The 16,034-nt window shown below is 68.1% G+C and carries 18 protein-coding genes; 16 read left to right on the top strand and 2 right to left on the bottom strand.

The window, feature by feature from the left end; translation table 11 throughout:
- The first annotated feature begins 17 nt into the window (after positions 1 to 17).
- From E0E05_RS04750 to E0E05_RS04685, 14 genes are all read left to right on the top strand, one after another.
- Entirely contained in the window at positions 18 to 512 is a 495-nt protein-coding gene (locus E0E05_RS04750) for an RT0821/Lpp0805 family surface protein (protein WP_131615678.1), read from the top strand.
- A 79-nt stretch (positions 513 to 591) separates the two neighbouring features.
- Positions 592 to 1,578: a DnaJ C-terminal domain-containing protein gene (locus E0E05_RS04745; RefSeq protein WP_131615677.1), complete on the top strand. Its 987-nt coding sequence runs from the start codon at positions 592 to 594 to the stop codon at positions 1,576 to 1,578.
- Between the two features lie 92 nt (positions 1,579 to 1,670).
- Complete coding sequence (gene fabI / locus E0E05_RS04740) at positions 1,671 to 2,483, top strand: enoyl-ACP reductase FabI (protein ID WP_131615676.1); 813 nt, start codon at positions 1,671 to 1,673, stop codon at positions 2,481 to 2,483.
- A gap of 40 nt (positions 2,484 to 2,523) precedes the next feature.
- Entirely contained in the window at positions 2,524 to 3,114 is a 591-nt protein-coding gene (locus tag E0E05_RS04735; protein WP_131615675.1) for a histidine phosphatase family protein, read from the top strand.
- A gap of 73 nt (positions 3,115 to 3,187) precedes the next feature.
- Positions 3,188 to 4,285, top strand: coding sequence for a chorismate synthase (aroC, locus tag E0E05_RS04730; protein WP_131615674.1), 1,098 nt, complete (start codon positions 3,188 to 3,190; stop codon positions 4,283 to 4,285).
- Entirely contained in the window at positions 4,285 to 5,382 is a 1,098-nt protein-coding gene (ribB, locus tag E0E05_RS04725; protein ID WP_131615673.1) for a 3,4-dihydroxy-2-butanone-4-phosphate synthase, read from the top strand. The genes aroC and ribB overlap by 1 nt, the downstream gene beginning before the upstream one ends.
- On the top strand, positions 5,382 to 6,356 hold the full coding sequence (locus E0E05_RS04720; protein ID WP_131615672.1) for a hypothetical protein: 975 nt from the start codon (positions 5,382 to 5,384) through the stop codon (positions 6,354 to 6,356). Before ribB ends, E0E05_RS04720 begins: the two co-directional genes overlap by 1 nt.
- 37 nt (positions 6,357 to 6,393) lie before the next feature.
- Positions 6,394 to 7,359 (top strand): hypothetical protein, encoded by a 966-nt coding sequence (locus tag E0E05_RS04715; RefSeq protein WP_131615671.1) that lies wholly within the window; start codon positions 6,394 to 6,396, stop codon positions 7,357 to 7,359.
- Between the two features lie 72 nt (positions 7,360 to 7,431).
- Positions 7,432 to 8,361, top strand: coding sequence for a histone deacetylase family protein (locus E0E05_RS04710; protein ID WP_131615670.1), 930 nt, complete (start codon positions 7,432 to 7,434; stop codon positions 8,359 to 8,361).
- Positions 8,358 to 8,615, top strand: coding sequence for an exodeoxyribonuclease VII small subunit (locus tag E0E05_RS04705; RefSeq protein ID WP_192900439.1), 258 nt, complete (start codon positions 8,358 to 8,360; stop codon positions 8,613 to 8,615). Before E0E05_RS04710 ends, E0E05_RS04705 begins: the two co-directional genes overlap by 4 nt.
- A gap of 102 nt (positions 8,616 to 8,717) precedes the next feature.
- Entirely contained in the window at positions 8,718 to 9,632 is a 915-nt protein-coding gene (locus tag E0E05_RS04700) for a pirin family protein (protein ID WP_131615668.1), read from the top strand.
- Positions 9,633 to 9,759: 127 nt separating this feature from the next.
- Complete coding sequence (locus tag E0E05_RS04695) at positions 9,760 to 10,131, top strand: hypothetical protein (protein WP_131615667.1); 372 nt, start codon at positions 9,760 to 9,762, stop codon at positions 10,129 to 10,131.
- A gap of 37 nt (positions 10,132 to 10,168) precedes the next feature.
- A complete protein-coding gene (locus E0E05_RS04690) occupies positions 10,169 to 10,927 on the top strand; it encodes a TlyA family RNA methyltransferase (protein ID WP_131615666.1) in 759 nt (252 codons plus the stop codon).
- Positions 10,920 to 12,170 carry a class I SAM-dependent RNA methyltransferase gene (locus E0E05_RS04685; RefSeq protein ID WP_131615665.1) on the top strand — a complete coding sequence of 417 codons (1,251 nt, stop codon included), beginning with the start codon at positions 10,920 to 10,922 and terminating at the stop codon, positions 12,168 to 12,170. The genes E0E05_RS04690 and E0E05_RS04685 overlap by 8 nt, the downstream gene beginning before the upstream one ends.
- A 12-nt stretch (positions 12,171 to 12,182) precedes the next feature.
- Here the strand turns inward: E0E05_RS04685 and E0E05_RS04680 are convergent, their stop codons facing one another.
- Together E0E05_RS04680 and E0E05_RS04675 are read right to left on the bottom strand one after the other, a co-directional pair.
- Positions 12,183 to 12,956, bottom strand: coding sequence for a crotonase/enoyl-CoA hydratase family protein (locus E0E05_RS04680; RefSeq protein WP_131615664.1), 774 nt, complete (start codon positions 12,954 to 12,956; stop codon positions 12,183 to 12,185).
- Between the two features lies 1 nt (position 12,957).
- A complete protein-coding gene (locus E0E05_RS04675) occupies positions 12,958 to 14,733 on the bottom strand; it encodes an acyl-CoA dehydrogenase family protein (RefSeq protein WP_131615663.1) in 1,776 nt (591 codons plus the stop codon).
- 207 nt (positions 14,734 to 14,940) lie between these two features.
- On the opposite strand from E0E05_RS04675, the gene E0E05_RS04670 reads away from it, so the two are divergent.
- Both E0E05_RS04670 and E0E05_RS04665 read left to right on the top strand, forming a co-directional pair.
- Positions 14,941 to 15,813: a S49 family peptidase gene (locus tag E0E05_RS04670; RefSeq protein WP_244597936.1), complete on the top strand. Its 873-nt coding sequence runs from the start codon at positions 14,941 to 14,943 to the stop codon at positions 15,811 to 15,813.
- 20 nt (positions 15,814 to 15,833) lie between these two features.
- Positions 15,834 to 16,025, top strand: a complete 192-nt coding sequence (locus tag E0E05_RS04665) for a hypothetical protein (RefSeq protein ID WP_131615661.1) — start codon at positions 15,834 to 15,836, stop codon at positions 16,023 to 16,025.
- Positions 16,026 to 16,034: the final 9 nt, after the last annotated feature.

Here is a 16,034-nt window from a genome sequence, read left to right as displayed (position 1 = left end):
TCAAAGTGAAGTTCGGTGTGCGGGCGCGTGCTGTCAAGCGCGACGCGACGCCGCCGCGCATCCTTGCCTGTTTGGCCGCGATCGTCTCCCTTGGCGGGTGCGCGGTCGGCGGCAACGCGATCGACGACGCGATGACCACCAACGCCATCTCGATGGCCCAGCCCTCGCCGTCCATCGCGGTCGATCCGTTCGCTCCGGGCCGCACCGGCGATGCCGGCCAGACCGACCGGCTGATCGACGAGGACACGATCCGCCTCGCCGTCACCACCGCCGATCTGCGAAAACTTGACGGCGGCGCACTGCCCTGGGCAAGCGCGGCGACCGGATCGTCCGGCACGGTGACCGATATTCGCCAGACCGAAATCGCCGGGCAGACGTGCCGACGCTTTTCGGCGACACGAAACGCCTATGACGGCGTCTTCCTCTACGACGGCGAAGTGTGCCTTGATCCGCGCTCGGGATGGTGGACCCGGTCGCTCGCCCCGCACGGCGCGGACGCCGCGGTCGAATAGGCACGCGGTCCCCAAAGGCTGGAATACGCGCGCGGCCTCACCCATATCCCAAGACAACATGTGACATCTGGAGGGATTGATGCGCGATCCTTATGCGGTGCTCGGCGTCTCCAAGACGGCGAGCGCGGCGGAGATCAAGTCCGCCTTCCGCAAACTGGCGAAGAAATACCATCCGGACGCCAATCCGGACAACGCGAAGGCCAAGGAGCGTTTCGCGGAGGTCTCGCGCGCCTACGAGATCGTCGGCGACGAGGCAAAACGCAAACGCTTTGACCGCGGCGAGATCGACGCCGAGGGCAACGAGCGGTTCCACGGCTACCCGGGCGGTGACGGCTTCACCGGCGCCGACGGGTTCGAGGACCTGTTCGGGGGCCGCGCACGCAGCCAGGCGCGCGCCGGCGGGTTCGACGCCGAGGACATTCTGAAGACAGTGTTCGGCGGCGCCTTCGGCGGGCCCCAGGGCGGCCGCACGAGCCGCACCTTCACCGGCGCCGACATCAACGACATCTTCGGCGATCCCGTCGCGGGCGCCCATCCGGGCGCGCGTCAGGCGCAGCCGACCAAGGGGCGCGACATCGAGGTGACGCTGAACGTGCCCGTGGCCGACGCGATCGTCGCCGGCAAGGTCAAGTTGACCCTCAAGGACGGGCGCACGGTCGCCGTGCAGCTTCCCAAGGGCGTCGAAAATGGCCAGGTGATCCGGCTCAAGGGCCAGGGCGAGACGGGCCCGGCGGGCCATCGCGGCGATGTGCTCGCAAAGGTGCGCATCAGGACCCAGCCGGGCGTCAGGATCGACGGCCGCGACCTCTATCTCGATGCGCCGGTCGATCTGGGCACCGCCGTGACGGGCGGCAAGGCGACCATCGAAACGCCCGAAGGCAGGAAGATCGCGGTCAAGATCGCGCCCTGGACCTCGTCGGGCCAGACCCTTCGCGTGCCCGGCCGCGGCCTTCCGGACAAGGCTGGAAAGCGGGGCGATCTCTACGCCGTCGTGCAGGTCATGCTCGACGAGGCCGACCGGGAGAAGCTCGAAGCGCTCTATGCCAGCCAGAAGGCGGGCACCTGACCGCGCACCGCGACGGCGCCGTTTCGCCTTGAAGCGCTCCCGGCGCTGTGCGATATGCGCCGGCGTTGCAGCGGGCGGATCGGAGTGGCCTCATGAGCATGGGTTCAGGCCTGATGAAGGGCAAGCGCGGGTTGGTGATCGGCCTTGCCAACAACCGGTCCGTGGCCTGGGGCATCGCCAAATCCTGCGCCGCGCACGGTGCCGAACTGGCCGTCACCTATCAGGGCGAATCGCTCAAGCGCCGCGTCGAGCCGCTCGCCGACGAACTGAACGCGCTGGTCGCCGGCCATCTGGACGTCACCGAACCGGCATCGCTGGACGCGGTGTTCGAGCATCTCGAAAAGACCTGGGGGCGGCTCGATTTCCTCGTGCATGCCGTCGCCTTTTCGGACAAGGACGAACTGACGGGCCGTTACGTCGATACCAGCCGCGACAATTTCCTGCGCACGATGGACATATCGGTCTATTCGCTGACCGAACTGGCCCGCCGCGCGGCGCCGCTGATGTCCAATGGCGGCTCGATCCTGACGCTGACCTATTACGGCGCCGAGAAGGTCATGCCGCACTACAACGTGATGGGCGTTGCCAAGGCGGCGCTGGAGGCAAGCGTGCGCTACCTCGCCGTCGATCTGGGCCCGGACAAGGTGCGCGTGAACGCCCTGTCGGCCGGGCCGATCAAGACGCTCGCGGCCTCCGGGATCGGCGACTTCCGCTACATCCTGAAATGGAACGAGTACAATTCGCCGCTGCGCAAGACGGTGACGATCGAGGAGGTGGGCGACGCGGCCCTTTATCTTCTCAGCGACCTGTCCCGATCGGTGACCGGCGAGGTGCACCATGCCGACAGCGGCTATCACGTCGTCGGCATGAAAGCGGTCGACGCTCCCGACATCACCAAGCAGTAGTGCAGGCGCAAACCCAACAAAGCAGGCCTCCGGCCACGCGATGAAACCTGCCCATCCCTTCTACATGATCCGCCACGGCGAGACGGACTGGAATCGCGCGCAGCGTTTTCAGGGCCAGATGGACATTCCCGTCAATGCGCGCGGCCTGCGGCAGGCGGCGGCCTATGCGGACCTGTTGCGTGCCGAGCGCGCCGACTGGGCCGGCTGGCGTTTCGTGGCGAGCCCGCTGTCGCGCACGCGCACGACCATGCAGACGCTGCGCGAGGCGCTGGGTCTTGATGCGCACGCCTACGATGTCGACCGTGACCTGATGGAGGTGACGTTCGGCGACTGGGAAGGGTTCACGCTCGCTGAACTGGAGCCCGATCATCCCGATCTCGTCGCCGCGCGCGCCGCCGACAAGTGGAGCTTCGTCGCCCCGGGCGGCGAAAGCTATGCGATGGCGACCGAACGGGTGCGCGGCTTCCTCGAACGCCTCGCCGCGCCCAGCGTGATCGTCACCCATGGTGGCATCATCCGCGGCACGCGGCACCTGATCGAGGGCATCGACGGCGACAGCGCGGTTCGCGGACACGTGCCGCAGGACAATGTCTACAGGTTCGACGGCGAACGGGCCGGGTGGCTGCGCTGACCGCCCGAAGACATGGTCGCCTTGCATTCGCGTCACCTTTGTCTACAAGCCGCGATGGACCGGGAAACGCTCGATGTCGCACAACACATTCGGCCACCTTTTTCGCGTGACCACCTGGGGCGAAAGCCACGGGGCGGCGCTCGGCTGCGTCGTCGACGGGTGCCCGCCCGGCATCCGCTTCACGGCGGCGGAGATCCAGACCTTCCTTGACCGGCGCAAGCCCGGTCAGTCCAAATACACCACCCAGCGGCGCGAGGCGGACGCGGTGCGCGTGCTTTCGGGCATCATCCCCGACGAGGACGATCCCGACACGCTGATCACCACCGGCACGCCGGTCTCGATGATGATCGAGAACACCGATCAGCGCTCCAAGGACTATTCGGACATCAAGGCGCGCTACCGGCCCGGCCACGCCGATTTCACGTACGATGCGAAATACGGGCTGCGCGATTATCGCGGGGGCGGACGCTCGTCGGCGCGCGAGACGGCGGCGCGCGTTGCCGCCGGCGCACTTGCGCGCAAGGTCGTGCCGGGCCTCGAGGTGCGCGGCGCGCTGGTCGCGATGGGCACCGAGGATATCGACCGGTCGAACTGGGACTGGGAGGAAGTCGGCCGCAACCCGTTCTTTTCGCCCGACGCCGACGCCGTCGACCGTTTCGCCGCCTATCTGGACGCGATCCGCAAGGATGGCTCGTCGGTCGGCGCGATCATCGAGGTGGTCGCGACCGGCGTGCCGGCCGGCCTTGGCGCGCCGATCTACGCAAAGCTCGACCAGGACATCGCCTCGCACCTGATGTCGATCAACGCCGTCAAGGGCGTCGAAATCGGCAACGGGTTCGAGGCGGCGCGGCTGCGCGGCGAGGACAATGCCGACGAGATGCGCATCGGCGACGATGGCCGGCCGGTGTTCCTGTCCAACAAGGCCGGTGGCGTGCTGGGCGGCATCGCGACCGGCAAGCCGGTGGTGGCGCGTTTTGCGGTCAAGCCGACCTCGTCGATCATGACACCGACGAAATCGGTGACGAAGGACGGTGTGGAGGTCGACGTGCAGACGAAGGGCCGACACGATCCGTGCGTGGGCATCCGCGCGGTGCCGATCGGCGAGGCGATGGTCGCCTGCGCGATCGCCGATCATTATCTGCGCCATCGCGGCCAGACGGGACGGGTTTGATGGCCTACGATCAGGCGAAAGTCGTTGAGGCGCTGCGCGCTTTCGAACGCGGCGAGATCGTCGTCGTCATGGACGATGACGGGCGCGAGAACGAAGGCGACCTGATCGTTGCGGCGGTCCACACGACGCCCGAGAAGATGGCCTTCATCGTCCGTCATACGTCCGGCATCGTCTGTGCGCCGATGCCGCCCGACGAAGCCAAGCGGCTGAATCTGCAGCCGATGGTGGCCGAGAACGATGCGCCGCACGCCACCGCGTTCACCATTTCGGTCGACTACAGGCATGGCACGACGACCGGCATTTCCGCCGACGACCGCACGCTGACCGTGCGCAACCTCGCCAACCCCAATGCCGGGGCGGCCGATTTTGTCCGGCCGGGCCACATCTTTCCGCTGGTCGCGCGCGAGGGCGGCGTTCTGATGCGCTCGGGCCATACCGAGGCGGCGGTCGATCTGTGCCGGCTGGCCGGACTGCCGCCGGTCGGCGTGATCTGCGAACTGGTCAACGATGACGGTACCGTCATGCGCGGGCCGCAGGTAACGGGCTTTGCCGAGACGCACGGGCTCCGGCACGTGACGGTCGCGGACCTGATCGCCTATCGCCAGCGCCAGGAGACGCTGATCGAGCGGATCGAGGAGAGCCGCGTCGAGACGGCCGCCGGCCCGGCGACGGCCTATGCCTATCGGCTGCCCTGGGACCCGATGCAGCATCTGGCGATCGTCGCCGGCGACGTGCGCGATGGCGAGAACGTGCCGGTGCGGCTGCATCTTGAAAGCGTCATCGACGATGTGTTCGGCCCTGGCCGGGACCCCGTCGCCATTCTGGAGCGCATGGTCTCCGAGCACGGACGCGGCGTTGTCGTTTATCTGCGCGAGGGCTCGGTGGGCGTCGCCCATCACAGCGCAAGACCGCTCACCGAAGAGCATGCCGAAGCGCGCGAACGCGAGAGCCAGTGGCGTGAGATCGGTCTTGGCGCCCAGATCCTGCGCGATCTGGGCATCGCCTCGATCCGGCTCTATGCGACGCGCGAGCGCCGCTATGTCGGTGTGGAGGGGTTCGGGATCGCCATCGCTTCGACCGAGCGGCTGGAGAGCTGATGAAGCGGCTGCTCTGTGCCCTGCTGGTTCTGGTATCGACCACCGCCGCCGACGCGCAGAGCGTCACCGAGATTGCCACCGAGGGCGCGGTCACCGCGATCGTGCAGACGCCGCGCGGCACCTATGCGGAAACCGAACGCGGCACCGTGCGGCTCGAGCAGGGCGACTGCCCGGGCGGGCTTTGCGCCACGCCCGACGTCATTCGCGGCCTGCCGCAACGCGCGCCGGAAGGCGCCCTGCCCGACGGTTTCGTCGCCACTGCGGCCAGCGGAGACATCCGACGGGCCTGGTACGGCCGGCCGACCGACCGTTACGGCCACGGCGTCCTCGGCGACGCCATCGAGGGCGGCTCGCTCGTCGTCGAGACCACCGACGGGACGCGCGTCGAACTCGTTCTGGACGAGGCGCTGGTCTTCGAGGACATCACCCCGCGCATCGTCGACCTCGACGGCGACGGCTCCAATGAAGTGGTCACGATCCGCGCGTCGCAGACCGGCGGCGCCGCAGTCGCCCTCTACGGCCTGCGCGGAACCGAACTGAGCGAGATCGCCGCGTCCGGCGAGATCGGCCGTCCGAACCGCTGGCTGAACATCGCCGCGATCGTGCCGGCGCAGGTTGCCGGCGAAAGGTCGGATGGAAGCACGATCGTCGGCGTGCGCACGCCGCATATCGGCGGCCGCCTTTTCTTCCTGACCATGGCGACCGACGGCACGGTGCGCGAGCGCAGCGATGTCGCGCGCGGCCTTTCCAACCACGTCGTCGGCTCGCGGAAACTGGGGCTTTCCGCGCTCATGCAGACCGGAGGCGGTACCGAACTCTACATTCCCTCCCAGGATCGCCGGACCCTTCGCGCGGTGTTCGGCGGGGGCGGCGACATCGCCCTGCCCGGAGCCGTCGACAAGGCGATCGTCGCGCTTGGCAACCGTCTGGTAACCGCAACCGAAGATGGCGCGCTCCTGGTCATCGATCCTTAGCCCCTTTTCGCCCAGATGACGGCAGGAGGTTGCCGCCATGCTCTGGGACTTCAGCATTCCGAAAGCCGCCGGGATCGTCGCGCGTACCTGGCCGTTCCTGCTGCTCAGGGTGGCGGTCTACGGGCTGTTCGCCATGGTTTTCCTGGTGATGACCGTTTCAGGCGGCATCATCGGCCACCAGACGTTGCCGCTGCTGTTCGAGACGGTCGCGCCGATGCAGAGCGGCATCTTCGGCGCATTCGGGGGCATGGCGTTCGGCGGGCTCGTGCTGCGCATCCTGCGCGAATATTCGCTCTACATGGTCAAGGCAGCGCATGTCGCGGTGATGGTGCGGCTGTTCGACCATGGGACACTGCCGGCCGGCGCATCGCAGCTCGCCTATGGCTGGGGCCAGGTGCGTGAACGGTTCGCCGAGGCGAGCGTCCTGTTCGCGCTCGACCAGCTCATCAAGGCGGCGCTCGCCGGTATCGGCCAGACGATGCAGCGCATTGGCGGCTTCATGCCGGGCCTGCGCGCGGTGTTCGGCATCGTCCAGGCGATCGCCGATGTCGCCATCGGCTATGTCGACGAGATCGTTCTGGCGCAGAACCTGCGCACGAAAAGCGCCAATCCCTGGAAGGCCTCTGCCGATGCGGTGGTGCTCTATACGCAGAACGGCGGCGCGATGCTGCGCAACGCCGCCTGGCTGACACTCTTCCTTGCGGTGGCGGGCATCGCCGTCTTCGCGGTGGTGGCGGGACCGGTGGCGCTGGCGCTCGGCGGTCTGGAAGGCCCGGTTCAGATGTACGGGCTGATCGGTTCGGCCGTGGTGACGATCTTCGTCCTGCATGTGCTGCTCGAGCCGTTCGCGGTCTGCGCATTAATGAGCGTCTATTTCGCGCGGATCGACGGACAGGCACCCGACCCGCGCTGGGAGGAGCGGCTGAACCGGGCAACGCCCGCCCTTGCCGAACTGCGGGCCAATGGCGAGGACTTCGGGGACGGAGCCGCGCAGCCGGCCTGATCGGCGGTGGAAAAGCAGCCCCCTTGCCATGCACCGCTGGCGTGAACCCGCGCGAATGCCTACCTTGCGGCCATGGTCACCCGCTATTTCGAGCACCCGATCTTCAAGGAGCATGTCACGCCGCCCGGCCACCCCGAGCGGGTCGACCGGCTGCGGGCGCTCGAGGAAGCGCTGACCGCCGACGCGTTCGCCACGCTTGACCGTGTCGAGGCGCCGCGCGCCGACGAAAGCGCCGTGCTGCTCGCCCATCCCGAAAGCTTCCTCGACAAGGTCAAGGCGCAGATTCCCGAAGAGGGGCTCGCGCGGATCGACGCCGACACCGTCGCCGGCCCGAAATCCATGGAAGCGGCACTGCACGGCATCGGCGCGGCAATGGCCGCCGTCGACGGCGTGTTCGATCGCAGCTTCGACAATGCCTTCGTGGCCGCACGGCCGCCCGGCCACCACGCCGAGAAGGAAACGGCGATGGGGTTCTGCCTGTTCAACACGGCCGCCATCGCCGCACGCCATGCACAGCGCACCCACGGCGCCGAACGGGTCGCCATCGTCGACTGGGACGTCCATCACGGCAACGGCACGCAGGACATCTTCTGGGACGATGCGAGCGTGCTCTACTGCTCGACGCACCAGATGCCGCTCTATCCGGGCACGGGCGCCAAGGGCGAGACCGGCGCCCACGGCACGATCTGCAATGCGCCGCTGTCGCCCGGCGATGCGGGCGAGGCGTTCCGCGAGGCGTTCAAATCACGCGTGCTCAACGCGATCGATGCGTTCAGGCCCGACCTGATCGTCATCTCGGCCGGCTTCGATGCCCATCACCGCGATCCCCTCGCCAACCTCAACCTCGTCGAGGACGATTTCGACTGGGCGACGGGCCGGCTGATCGAGGCGGCGGGGCGGCATGCGGACAACCGGCTCGTCAGCGTGCTCGAAGGCGGTTATGACCTGCAGGGCCTGGCCGCCTCGGCCGGCACGCATATCCAGCGCCTGATGTGGGGATGATCATGACCGAGACCGACAAGAACGCCGACGTCAACGAGCTGCCGTTCGAAAAGGCGCTGGCGGCGCTCGAGGAGATCGTCGACCGGCTCGAACGCGGCGATGTGGCGCTCGAGGAGAGCATTGCTATCTACGAACGCGGCGAGGCGCTGCGCGCGCGCTGCGACACGCTGCTCAAGGCGGCCGAACTGAAGATCGAGAAGATCAAGACCGGACGCGACGGCCAGCCGACCGGGACCGAGCCGCTGGGCGAGTGAACGGTACGGCTTGAGTGAACGCAGCGTTGCCGTGCGCATGGATGGCAATCGGCGGCGCAGCGGCTATCTTGCTCGCATCCATTCCGACAAGGCAGGTGCGCCATGAGCTTTTTTCCCGGTCCCGACCCCAAGCCCGGAGACGCGCGCGCCTGCGATGCGCTCGAAGCGGTGATCATTCCCAATGCCAAGGATATCGGCGGGTTCCAGGTGCGGCGCGCCCTGCCCTCGCGCCAGCGCAAGCTGGTCGGCCCGTTCATCTTCTTTGACCGGATGGGGCCGGCGGTGTTCAGGCCGGGCGAGGCGATCGACGTGCGCCCGCACCCGCATATCGGCCTGTCGACGGTGACCTACCTGTTCGACGGCACGATCCGGCATCGCGATTCGCTGGGCACGGAAATGGTGATCGCGCCCGGCGACATCAATCTGATGACGGCGGGACGCGGGATCGTTCATTCCGAGCGCTCGCCGGAGGAACTGCGATCGACGAACCGGCGCATGTCGGGCCTTCAGACCTGGCTCGCCCTGCCCGACGGGCATGAGGAGATCGCGCCGGCGTTCGAGAACACGGCCGCCGACAGTATGGGCGTGATCGACGGCGGCAAGGCGCGGGCCCGCGTGCTGATCGGCTCTTTCCATGGCGTGACCTCGCCGGTCACCCAGTTCGCCGAGACGCTCTATGTCGACGTCTCGCTGGAGGCGGGCGGCGAGATCGAAATCCCGGCCGAAACCGAAGAACGGGCGATCTACATCACAGACGGGGTGATCGACATCCTCGGCGACCGGTTCGGCGAGGACCAGCTTCTGGTGTTCCGGCCGGGCGACCAGATCGTCGTGCGCTCGGAGACCGGCGGACGTTTCATGGTGTTCGGCGGCGCCTCGATCGGCTCGCCGCGCCATATCTGGTGGAACTTCGTCTCCTCGTCGCGCGAGCGCATCGAGCAGGCCAAGCAGGAATGGAAGTCCGGCCGGTTCGACATCGTGCCGGGCGACGAGGAAGAGTTCATTCCGCTGCCGTAGCGGCCGCCAACGACACTGTTTTCCTTGCCTTAACCGTCCCGGTTGAAGGCTTTTTCACCGCGTTCCTTTGCGCCGTTTCAACACGCTGCGGCTATCTGTGTCCCCCGGGTTGGCAAAGGGGCGCACGATGGCGCGGAATGCGGCGACATGGCTGGTGGCGACGATCGCCTGGTTGCTGGTCGGCATGACCGGCGCGGCGATCGGTGCCGAGCTTGACGGCGCGGCCACCGAGCGGCTCGTTGCGCGTCTTGGCGACATGCGTGGCGCGATCAAGCCGGTCACCGACCGGTTCGGCGACCACGACCGGACGGCCACCCACTCGGTTCCGACGGACACGAGCGCGCGCACCGCTCTGTTGCCCGAGCTGGAGCCCATGGCACCGTTCAGCGGGCCGCTGTTCTTGCTGATCGGCGAGCCGGTCGCGCGACCGATGCCGGACCGGCCGGTTCGCATCGTCTATCAGGGCACCGTTCTCGCCGACAATGGCGAACGCTGGTAGCGCTTGCCTTGGCCGGCCGTCTCGGCAATGAGGCGGCATGATCGACAACGACCATGACCGGCGCGACCGGCTCGACCGGCTCCTGGTGGCGCGCGGCGCCTTTCCGACGCGGGCCCGGGCGCGCGATGCGATCCTGCGCGGGGCGGTACGGGTCGACGGCGTCACGGTGACCAAGCCGGGACGGATCTGCGATGCAGGCGCCGACATCGCCATCGACGATCCCGCCTCCGGCTACGTGTCGCGGGCGGCGCTCAAGCTGAAGGTGGCGCTTGATCAGTGGGCCGTGCCGGTGGCCGGGGCGGTCTGCCTCGATATCGGCGCGTCGACCGGCGGGTTCACGCAGGTGCTTGTCGAGAAAGGCGCGGCGAAGGTTCACGCGATCGATGTCGGCCATGGCCAGATGGACGCCGCGCTCCGCGCCGATGCGCGCGTGCATCTGACCGAAGGGCTTAATGCCCGCGACCTGACCGCCGCGCATCTTGGCGGTGATGCGCCGGCCTTGATCGTCAGCGATGTCAGCTTCATCTCGCTCAAGCTCGCCCTGCCCCCGGCGCTCGATCTCGCCGCGCCGGGCGCGCATCTGGTCGCCCTCGTCAAGCCGCAGTTCGAGGTCGGCCGCGACCGGATCGGCAAGGGCGGGCTCGTCTCAGCAGACGACGCGGCGGCCGCCGCCGACGATCTGGGCGCATGGCTCGACGCGCAGTCCGGCTGGAGCCGCCGGGCGCTCGTTCCCTCGCCGATCAGGGGCGGCGACGGCAATGCCGAGTTCCTGCTCTGGGGCATCAAGGATGGATGAGACCTTGACGATCACGGCCATGGGCGCGCAAGGCGACGGGGTCGCCGAACGTCACGGCCAGGCCGTCCATGTGCCCGGCGCGCTGCCCGGCGAGACCGTGCGCGCCGACCTGGACGGTGCCCGCGCGGTCGATGTCGAGGTTCTCACGCCCTCGCCCGAGCGGGTCGTCCCGCCATGCCGGCATTTTGCGGTCTGCGGCGGCTGCAAGCTGCAGCACTGGGCGGACGAGCCCTATCGCGCCTGGAAGCGCCAGAAGGTTGTCGACGCGCTGGCGCGACAGGGTCTGGACATCGCGGTTGACCCGCTCGTGCCGGGCGCACCGTGCAGCCGACGCCGGGCGACGTTCTCGATGCTCCGGCGACCCGAGGGCGTCCTGTTCGGTTTCCAGCAGGCCGGCAGCCATGCCGTCGTGGATATCGCCGAATGCCATGTGGTCGTTCCGGTCCTGATCCGGGCGCGCGGGGCGCTCAAGGCGCTGGGCCGTGCCCTGCTGCCGGTGATGGGCGCGCGCGCCAGGCCGGTGCCGGTCACCGTCACGGTCACCGAAACCGGGCTCGATGTCGCGGTCGGCTCCGGCTTTCGGCTGACCGATGAAGGGCGTCAGGCGGCGATCGGCATCGCCCTCAAGGCCAATCTGGCGCGCCTGGCCGTGCAGGGGGAAGTGCTGGCCGAAACGCGCAAGCCGATCGTCCGCTTCGACGGGATCGCCGTGCCGCTGCCGCCCGGCGGTTTCCTGCAGGCGAGCGCGGCGGCGGAGGCGGCGATGCGCGAACAAGTCATCGCGCACATCTCCGGTGGCAAAGCGATCGCGGACCTTTTTTCCGGCTGCGGGACCTTTGCCCTGCCGCTCTCCCGCCTTGCCGCCGTGCATGCCGTCGAGGCGGACGCATCGGCGCTCACAGCGCTCGATGCGGGCTGGCGCATGGCGACCGGCGAAAGGCTCCGCCAGGTGACGACGGAACGGCGCGACCTGTTCACGCGCCCGGTCACTGCGCGCGAACTGGGCCGGTTCGACGGGCTCGTCTTCGACCCGCCGCGCGCGGGCGCGGAGGCGCAGGCAAGGCAGATCGCCACCTCGTCGGTCGAAAGGGTGGTCGCGGTCTCGTGCGAACCCGCCACGCTGGCGCGCGATCTTCGCATCCTGATGGACGGCGGCTACCGGATCGTTTCGCTCACGCCGTTCGACCAGTTCCTGTGGTCACCGCATGTGGAGGTGGTGGCGCTACTGGAGCGGGCCGGCTGACGACGCCGCTGATTACGAAACCTTGCGCGCCATGAAGGCCATGAACGCGGCGCGGGCCTCGTCCGATTTCAGCCGGTCGGCGAACAGTTCGGCCTCCTCGGCGATGCGGGCTTCCAGCGGGCCGCGATCGCCCTTCAGCAGCCGCTTGGTCAGCGCCAGCGCTTCGGGCGGCTTGGCGGCGAGCCGGTCGGCCGTCGCCATCACCTCGCCCTCGAGCGCCGCCTCGTCCGCGATCTTCCAGATCAGCCCGGCATCGGCCGCCTGACGGGCGGTGAAGTCCTCTCCCAAGGCGAGCAGCGCGAAGGCGCGCTGATGGCCCATCATTGCCGGGGCGAGAAGGCTCGATCCGGCTTCGGCGACCAGACCGAGATCGACGAACGGCGTCTTGAACACCGACCGTTCGGTCGCAAGGGTCAGATCGCAATGCATGTGCAGCGTCGTGCCGATGCCGATGGCGAGACCGTCGACGCCGGAGACCAGCGGCTTTTGCAGTCTCGGCAGCAATCGCAGCAGGTCCAGAACCTCGGTGCCCATCTCGCCGGTGGTCGCAAAGGCGAGGAAATCGGCCAGATCGTTGCCCGAGGTGAAGGCGCCGGGCTGGCCGAGAATGACGTGACAGCGCACCGCATCATCAGTCTCGCCGTCGCCGAGCGCCCTGTTCAGGTCGGCATACATGGCCCGTGTGATGGCGTTCTTCTTGTCGGGGCGATTGAAGCGGGCGATCTGGATCGCGCCTTCGCGCGAAACGAGGATGTGCGCATCGGACGTGTCGGGCTGCGCGCTCATCTCACGCCACCAGCGCTTCGCCGGCCGCCGCAAGGCTTGCCGCGCCCTTTTCGACCCGGTCGCGCAGCGCGCCCGACTGACCGACGAGGTTCTCGGCGTAAAAGCGCGCGATCGAAGCGCGGTCGACGCCGTTGGCCGCGCCGAGCGCGCCCTTGACCAGATAGACCCCGCCGGCGGTCAGGCCGAACAGGTGCTGGTAGGGTGTCGCGCCGGCGAGCACGGCCTGCTTGTCGCCTTCGGCCATCCTGCCGACGAGCCATTCGGTCGCCGCGCGCAGATCGGCCATCGCCGTTTCGAGATAATGGCCGGCCTCGCCGAAACGGGTGTCGTTGGAGGTGCGCAGCGTCGCCAGCACGCCGTCGAGTTCTTCGAGATAGGCCTCGACGCAGGCGCCGTCGGACAGGGGCAGCTTGCGCTGGACCAGATCGATCGCCTGAATGCCGTTGGTGCCCTCGTAGATCTGGGCGATGCGCGCGTCACGCATGAAGACGGCGGCGCCGGCCTCCTCGATATAGCCCATGCCGCCATGGACCTGGACGCCGAGCGAAGCGACCTCGGAGCCGATGTCGGTGGAGAACGCCTTGGCGATCGGGGTCAGCAGGCTGGCGCGCTCATGCCAGAAGCGCTGCTCCTCCTCCGTCCCGGTTCGCGCCATGTCGAGCGCATGGGCGCAGGCATAGCAGATCGCCCGGGCCGCGCCGGTCAGCGCCTTCATGGTCAGGAGGTTGCGCTGGACGTCGGGGTGATGAACGATCGGGCTCATGCCCTCGCCCTCCCAGCCGGGTGCACGCCCCTGGGTGCGTTCGTTGGCATAGGCGACCGCCTTCTGGGTGGCGGCCTCGGCGACGGCGACGCCCTGAATGCCGACGGCGAGCCGGGCGTTGTTCATCATCGTGAACATGCAGGCAAGGCCGCGGTTCTCCTCGCCGACGAGCCAGCCGATCGCGCCGGGCGTGTCGCCATGTTTGCCGTCGCCATAGATCATCGTGCAGGTGGGCGAGGCATGAATCCCCATCTTGTGCTCGAGCCCGTTGCAGAACACGTCGTTGCGGGCACCGGGCGTGCCGTCGTCATTGACCAGGAATTTCGGGACCAGGAACAGCGAGATGCCGCGCGTGCCGGCCGGCGCGTCGGGCAGGCGGGCGAGCACGAGATGGACGATATTGTCCGTCATGTCATGCTCGCCGAATGTGATGTAGATCTTCTGGCCGAACAGGCGATAGGTGCCGTCGCCGACCGGTTCGGCCCGCGTCTTGAGCGCGCCCAGATCCGAGCCGGCCTGCGGTTCGGTCAGGTTCATCGTGCCGGTCCACTCGCCCGAAACGAGCTTTTGGAGGTATGTCGCCCGCAGTTCGTCGGTGGCGTGCTTTTCGAGCGCCTCGACCGCGCCCATAGTCAGCGTGGGGCAAAGGGCGAAGGCGATCGAGCCGGAGTTCCACATTTCCATTGCCGCCATGGCCAGCGACATGGGCAGACCCTGGCCGCCATGGTCCTCAGGTCCCGGAAGCGCGTTCCAGCCGCCTTCGATCCAGTCGCGATAGGCCTGCGCCCAGCCGGCCGGCATGGTCACGTCGCCATCATCGAGCCGGGCTCCCTGCCGGTCACCGGGCAGATGCAGCGGCGCGATCCGGTCGGTGGCGAAGCGTCCCGCCTCCTCCATGATCGCGTCGATCAGGTCCTCGCCAAGATCGCCGGCGCGGCCGGCGGCCATCGCCTCGCCGAGCCCCGAAACGGCCTTGAGGGCATGGGTAATGTCGTCGACTGGTGCGCGATACATGTCTGCCTCCCTGAGAACCGGCGATGCCGGCGCGGTTCCGATCCGCTACATGCTTTTTACGTAAACGTCAATTTCCCGGCTGGCCCGGCGACACCTCCGCGCGTCGGCAGAACGATTGTGCGCCGTCCGGCGGCGCGAGGCAATCGGCCCATTGCACCGGCGGTCGCACCGCTTACATAAACGGTCGATCCTCAAATGGGGCCTGCCGTGACCAACATGCTGACGCGCCTCGTGCCGGCGCGATACCGGAAGTCGACACCGCTCATTCCCGTCGTGCGCCTGCGCGGCATGATCTCGGCCGGCGGGTCGCCGCTGCAGCCGGCCCTGTCGCTGGCGGCTGTCTCGACCGCGCTGGAGCGCGCCTTCTCCATCAAGAGGGCGCCAGCGGTGGCGATCAGCGTGAATTCGCCGGGCGGCTCGCCGGTCCAGTCGCGGCTGATCTACAAGCGCATCCGCGACCTCGCCGAGGAAGAGAAAAAGCCGGTGCTCGTGTTCGCCGAAGACGTTGCCGCCTCCGGCGGCTACATGATCGCGCTCGCCGGCGACGAGATCATCGCCGATCCTTCCTCGATCATCGGCTCGATCGGTGTCATCGCGGCCGGGTTCGGGTTTCACGAGGCGATCGGCAAGATCGGCGTCGAGCGGCGCGTCTATACGGCCGGCCAGAACAAGTCGACGCTCGATCCGTTCCAGCCGGAAAAGGAAGAGGATGTCGAGCACCTCAAGGCGCTGCAGCTCGACGTGCACGAGACGTTCATCGATCTGGTCAAGCAGCGCCGCGACGGCAAGCTCGCCGACGATCCTGACCTGTTCACCGGGCGCTTCTGGGCCGGCGAGAAGGCGAAGGCGCTCGGCCTCATCGACCATGTCGGCGACATGCGCGGCTTCGTGCGCGAGCGGTTCGGCGACAAGGCGCAGCTCAAGCTCGTCACCCTGCCGCGCGGCCTGTTTGGGCGGCGGCCGCAGCCCGGCGTGACGGGGTTCGGCAATGCCGATCCGGGGCTGATCGCCGCGCAGGCCGCTGGCGGGCTCTTGTCGGCCCTCGAGGAACGTGCTCTTTGGAACCGGTACGGGCTGTGAGCCGCCCGACGGAGGTGACAATGCCCCAATTGCTGTTCTTCGCCGCCGTGGCCGTGGTCGGCTATCTGGGCTACCGCGCCTTCGTGCGCGAGGCCGAGAAGGTCTCCGCGCGCGTGCGACGGGCCGAAAAGGAAGCCAGCACCAAGGCCGTCGGCACGCTGGTCAAGGACCCGGTGACGGGCGAATACCGCCCCGCGCGCGAGGACGAATAGTCCCGCAGC

Source organism: Roseitalea porphyridii, from assembly GCF_004331955.1.
In the GTDB taxonomy this organism is placed as follows: Bacteria; Pseudomonadota; Alphaproteobacteria; order Rhizobiales; family Rhizobiaceae; genus Roseitalea; species Roseitalea porphyridii.
This window is presented reverse-complemented; position numbering and strand designations above follow the sequence as displayed.

Coding starts and splice junctions, on each gene's coding strand:
- fabI (WP_131615676.1), top strand. CDS start 1,671: ATGAGCATGGGTTCAGGCCTGATGAAGGGCAAGCGCGGGTTGGTGATC.
- E0E05_RS04695 (WP_131615667.1), top strand. CDS start 9,760: ATGGCGCGGAATGCGGCGACATGGCTGGTGGCGACGATCGCCTGGTTG.
- E0E05_RS04690 (WP_131615666.1), top strand. CDS start 10,169: ATGATCGACAACGACCATGACCGGCGCGACCGGCTCGACCGGCTCCTG.
- E0E05_RS04710 (WP_131615670.1), top strand. CDS start 7,432: ATGGTCACCCGCTATTTCGAGCACCCGATCTTCAAGGAGCATGTCACG.
- E0E05_RS04675 (WP_131615663.1), bottom strand. CDS start 14,733: ATGTATCGCGCACCAGTCGACGACATTACCCATGCCCTCAAGGCCGTT.
- aroC (WP_131615674.1), top strand. CDS start 3,188: ATGTCGCACAACACATTCGGCCACCTTTTTCGCGTGACCACCTGGGGC.
- E0E05_RS04735 (WP_131615675.1), top strand. CDS start 2,524: ATGAAACCTGCCCATCCCTTCTACATGATCCGCCACGGCGAGACGGAC.
- E0E05_RS04745 (WP_131615677.1), top strand. CDS start 592: ATGCGCGATCCTTATGCGGTGCTCGGCGTCTCCAAGACGGCGAGCGCG.
- E0E05_RS04715 (WP_131615671.1), top strand. CDS start 6,394: ATGCTCTGGGACTTCAGCATTCCGAAAGCCGCCGGGATCGTCGCGCGT.
- ribB (WP_131615673.1), top strand. CDS start 4,285: ATGGCCTACGATCAGGCGAAAGTCGTTGAGGCGCTGCGCGCTTTCGAA.
- E0E05_RS04720 (WP_131615672.1), top strand. CDS start 5,382: ATGAAGCGGCTGCTCTGTGCCCTGCTGGTTCTGGTATCGACCACCGCC.
- E0E05_RS04680 (WP_131615664.1), bottom strand. CDS start 12,956: ATGAGCGCGCAGCCCGACACGTCCGATGCGCACATCCTCGTTTCGCGC.
- E0E05_RS04665 (WP_131615661.1), top strand. CDS start 15,834: ATGCCCCAATTGCTGTTCTTCGCCGCCGTGGCCGTGGTCGGCTATCTG.
- E0E05_RS04705 (WP_192900439.1), top strand. CDS start 8,358: ATGATCATGACCGAGACCGACAAGAACGCCGACGTCAACGAGCTGCCG.
- E0E05_RS04700 (WP_131615668.1), top strand. CDS start 8,718: ATGAGCTTTTTTCCCGGTCCCGACCCCAAGCCCGGAGACGCGCGCGCC.
- E0E05_RS04685 (WP_131615665.1), top strand. CDS start 10,920: ATGGATGAGACCTTGACGATCACGGCCATGGGCGCGCAAGGCGACGGG.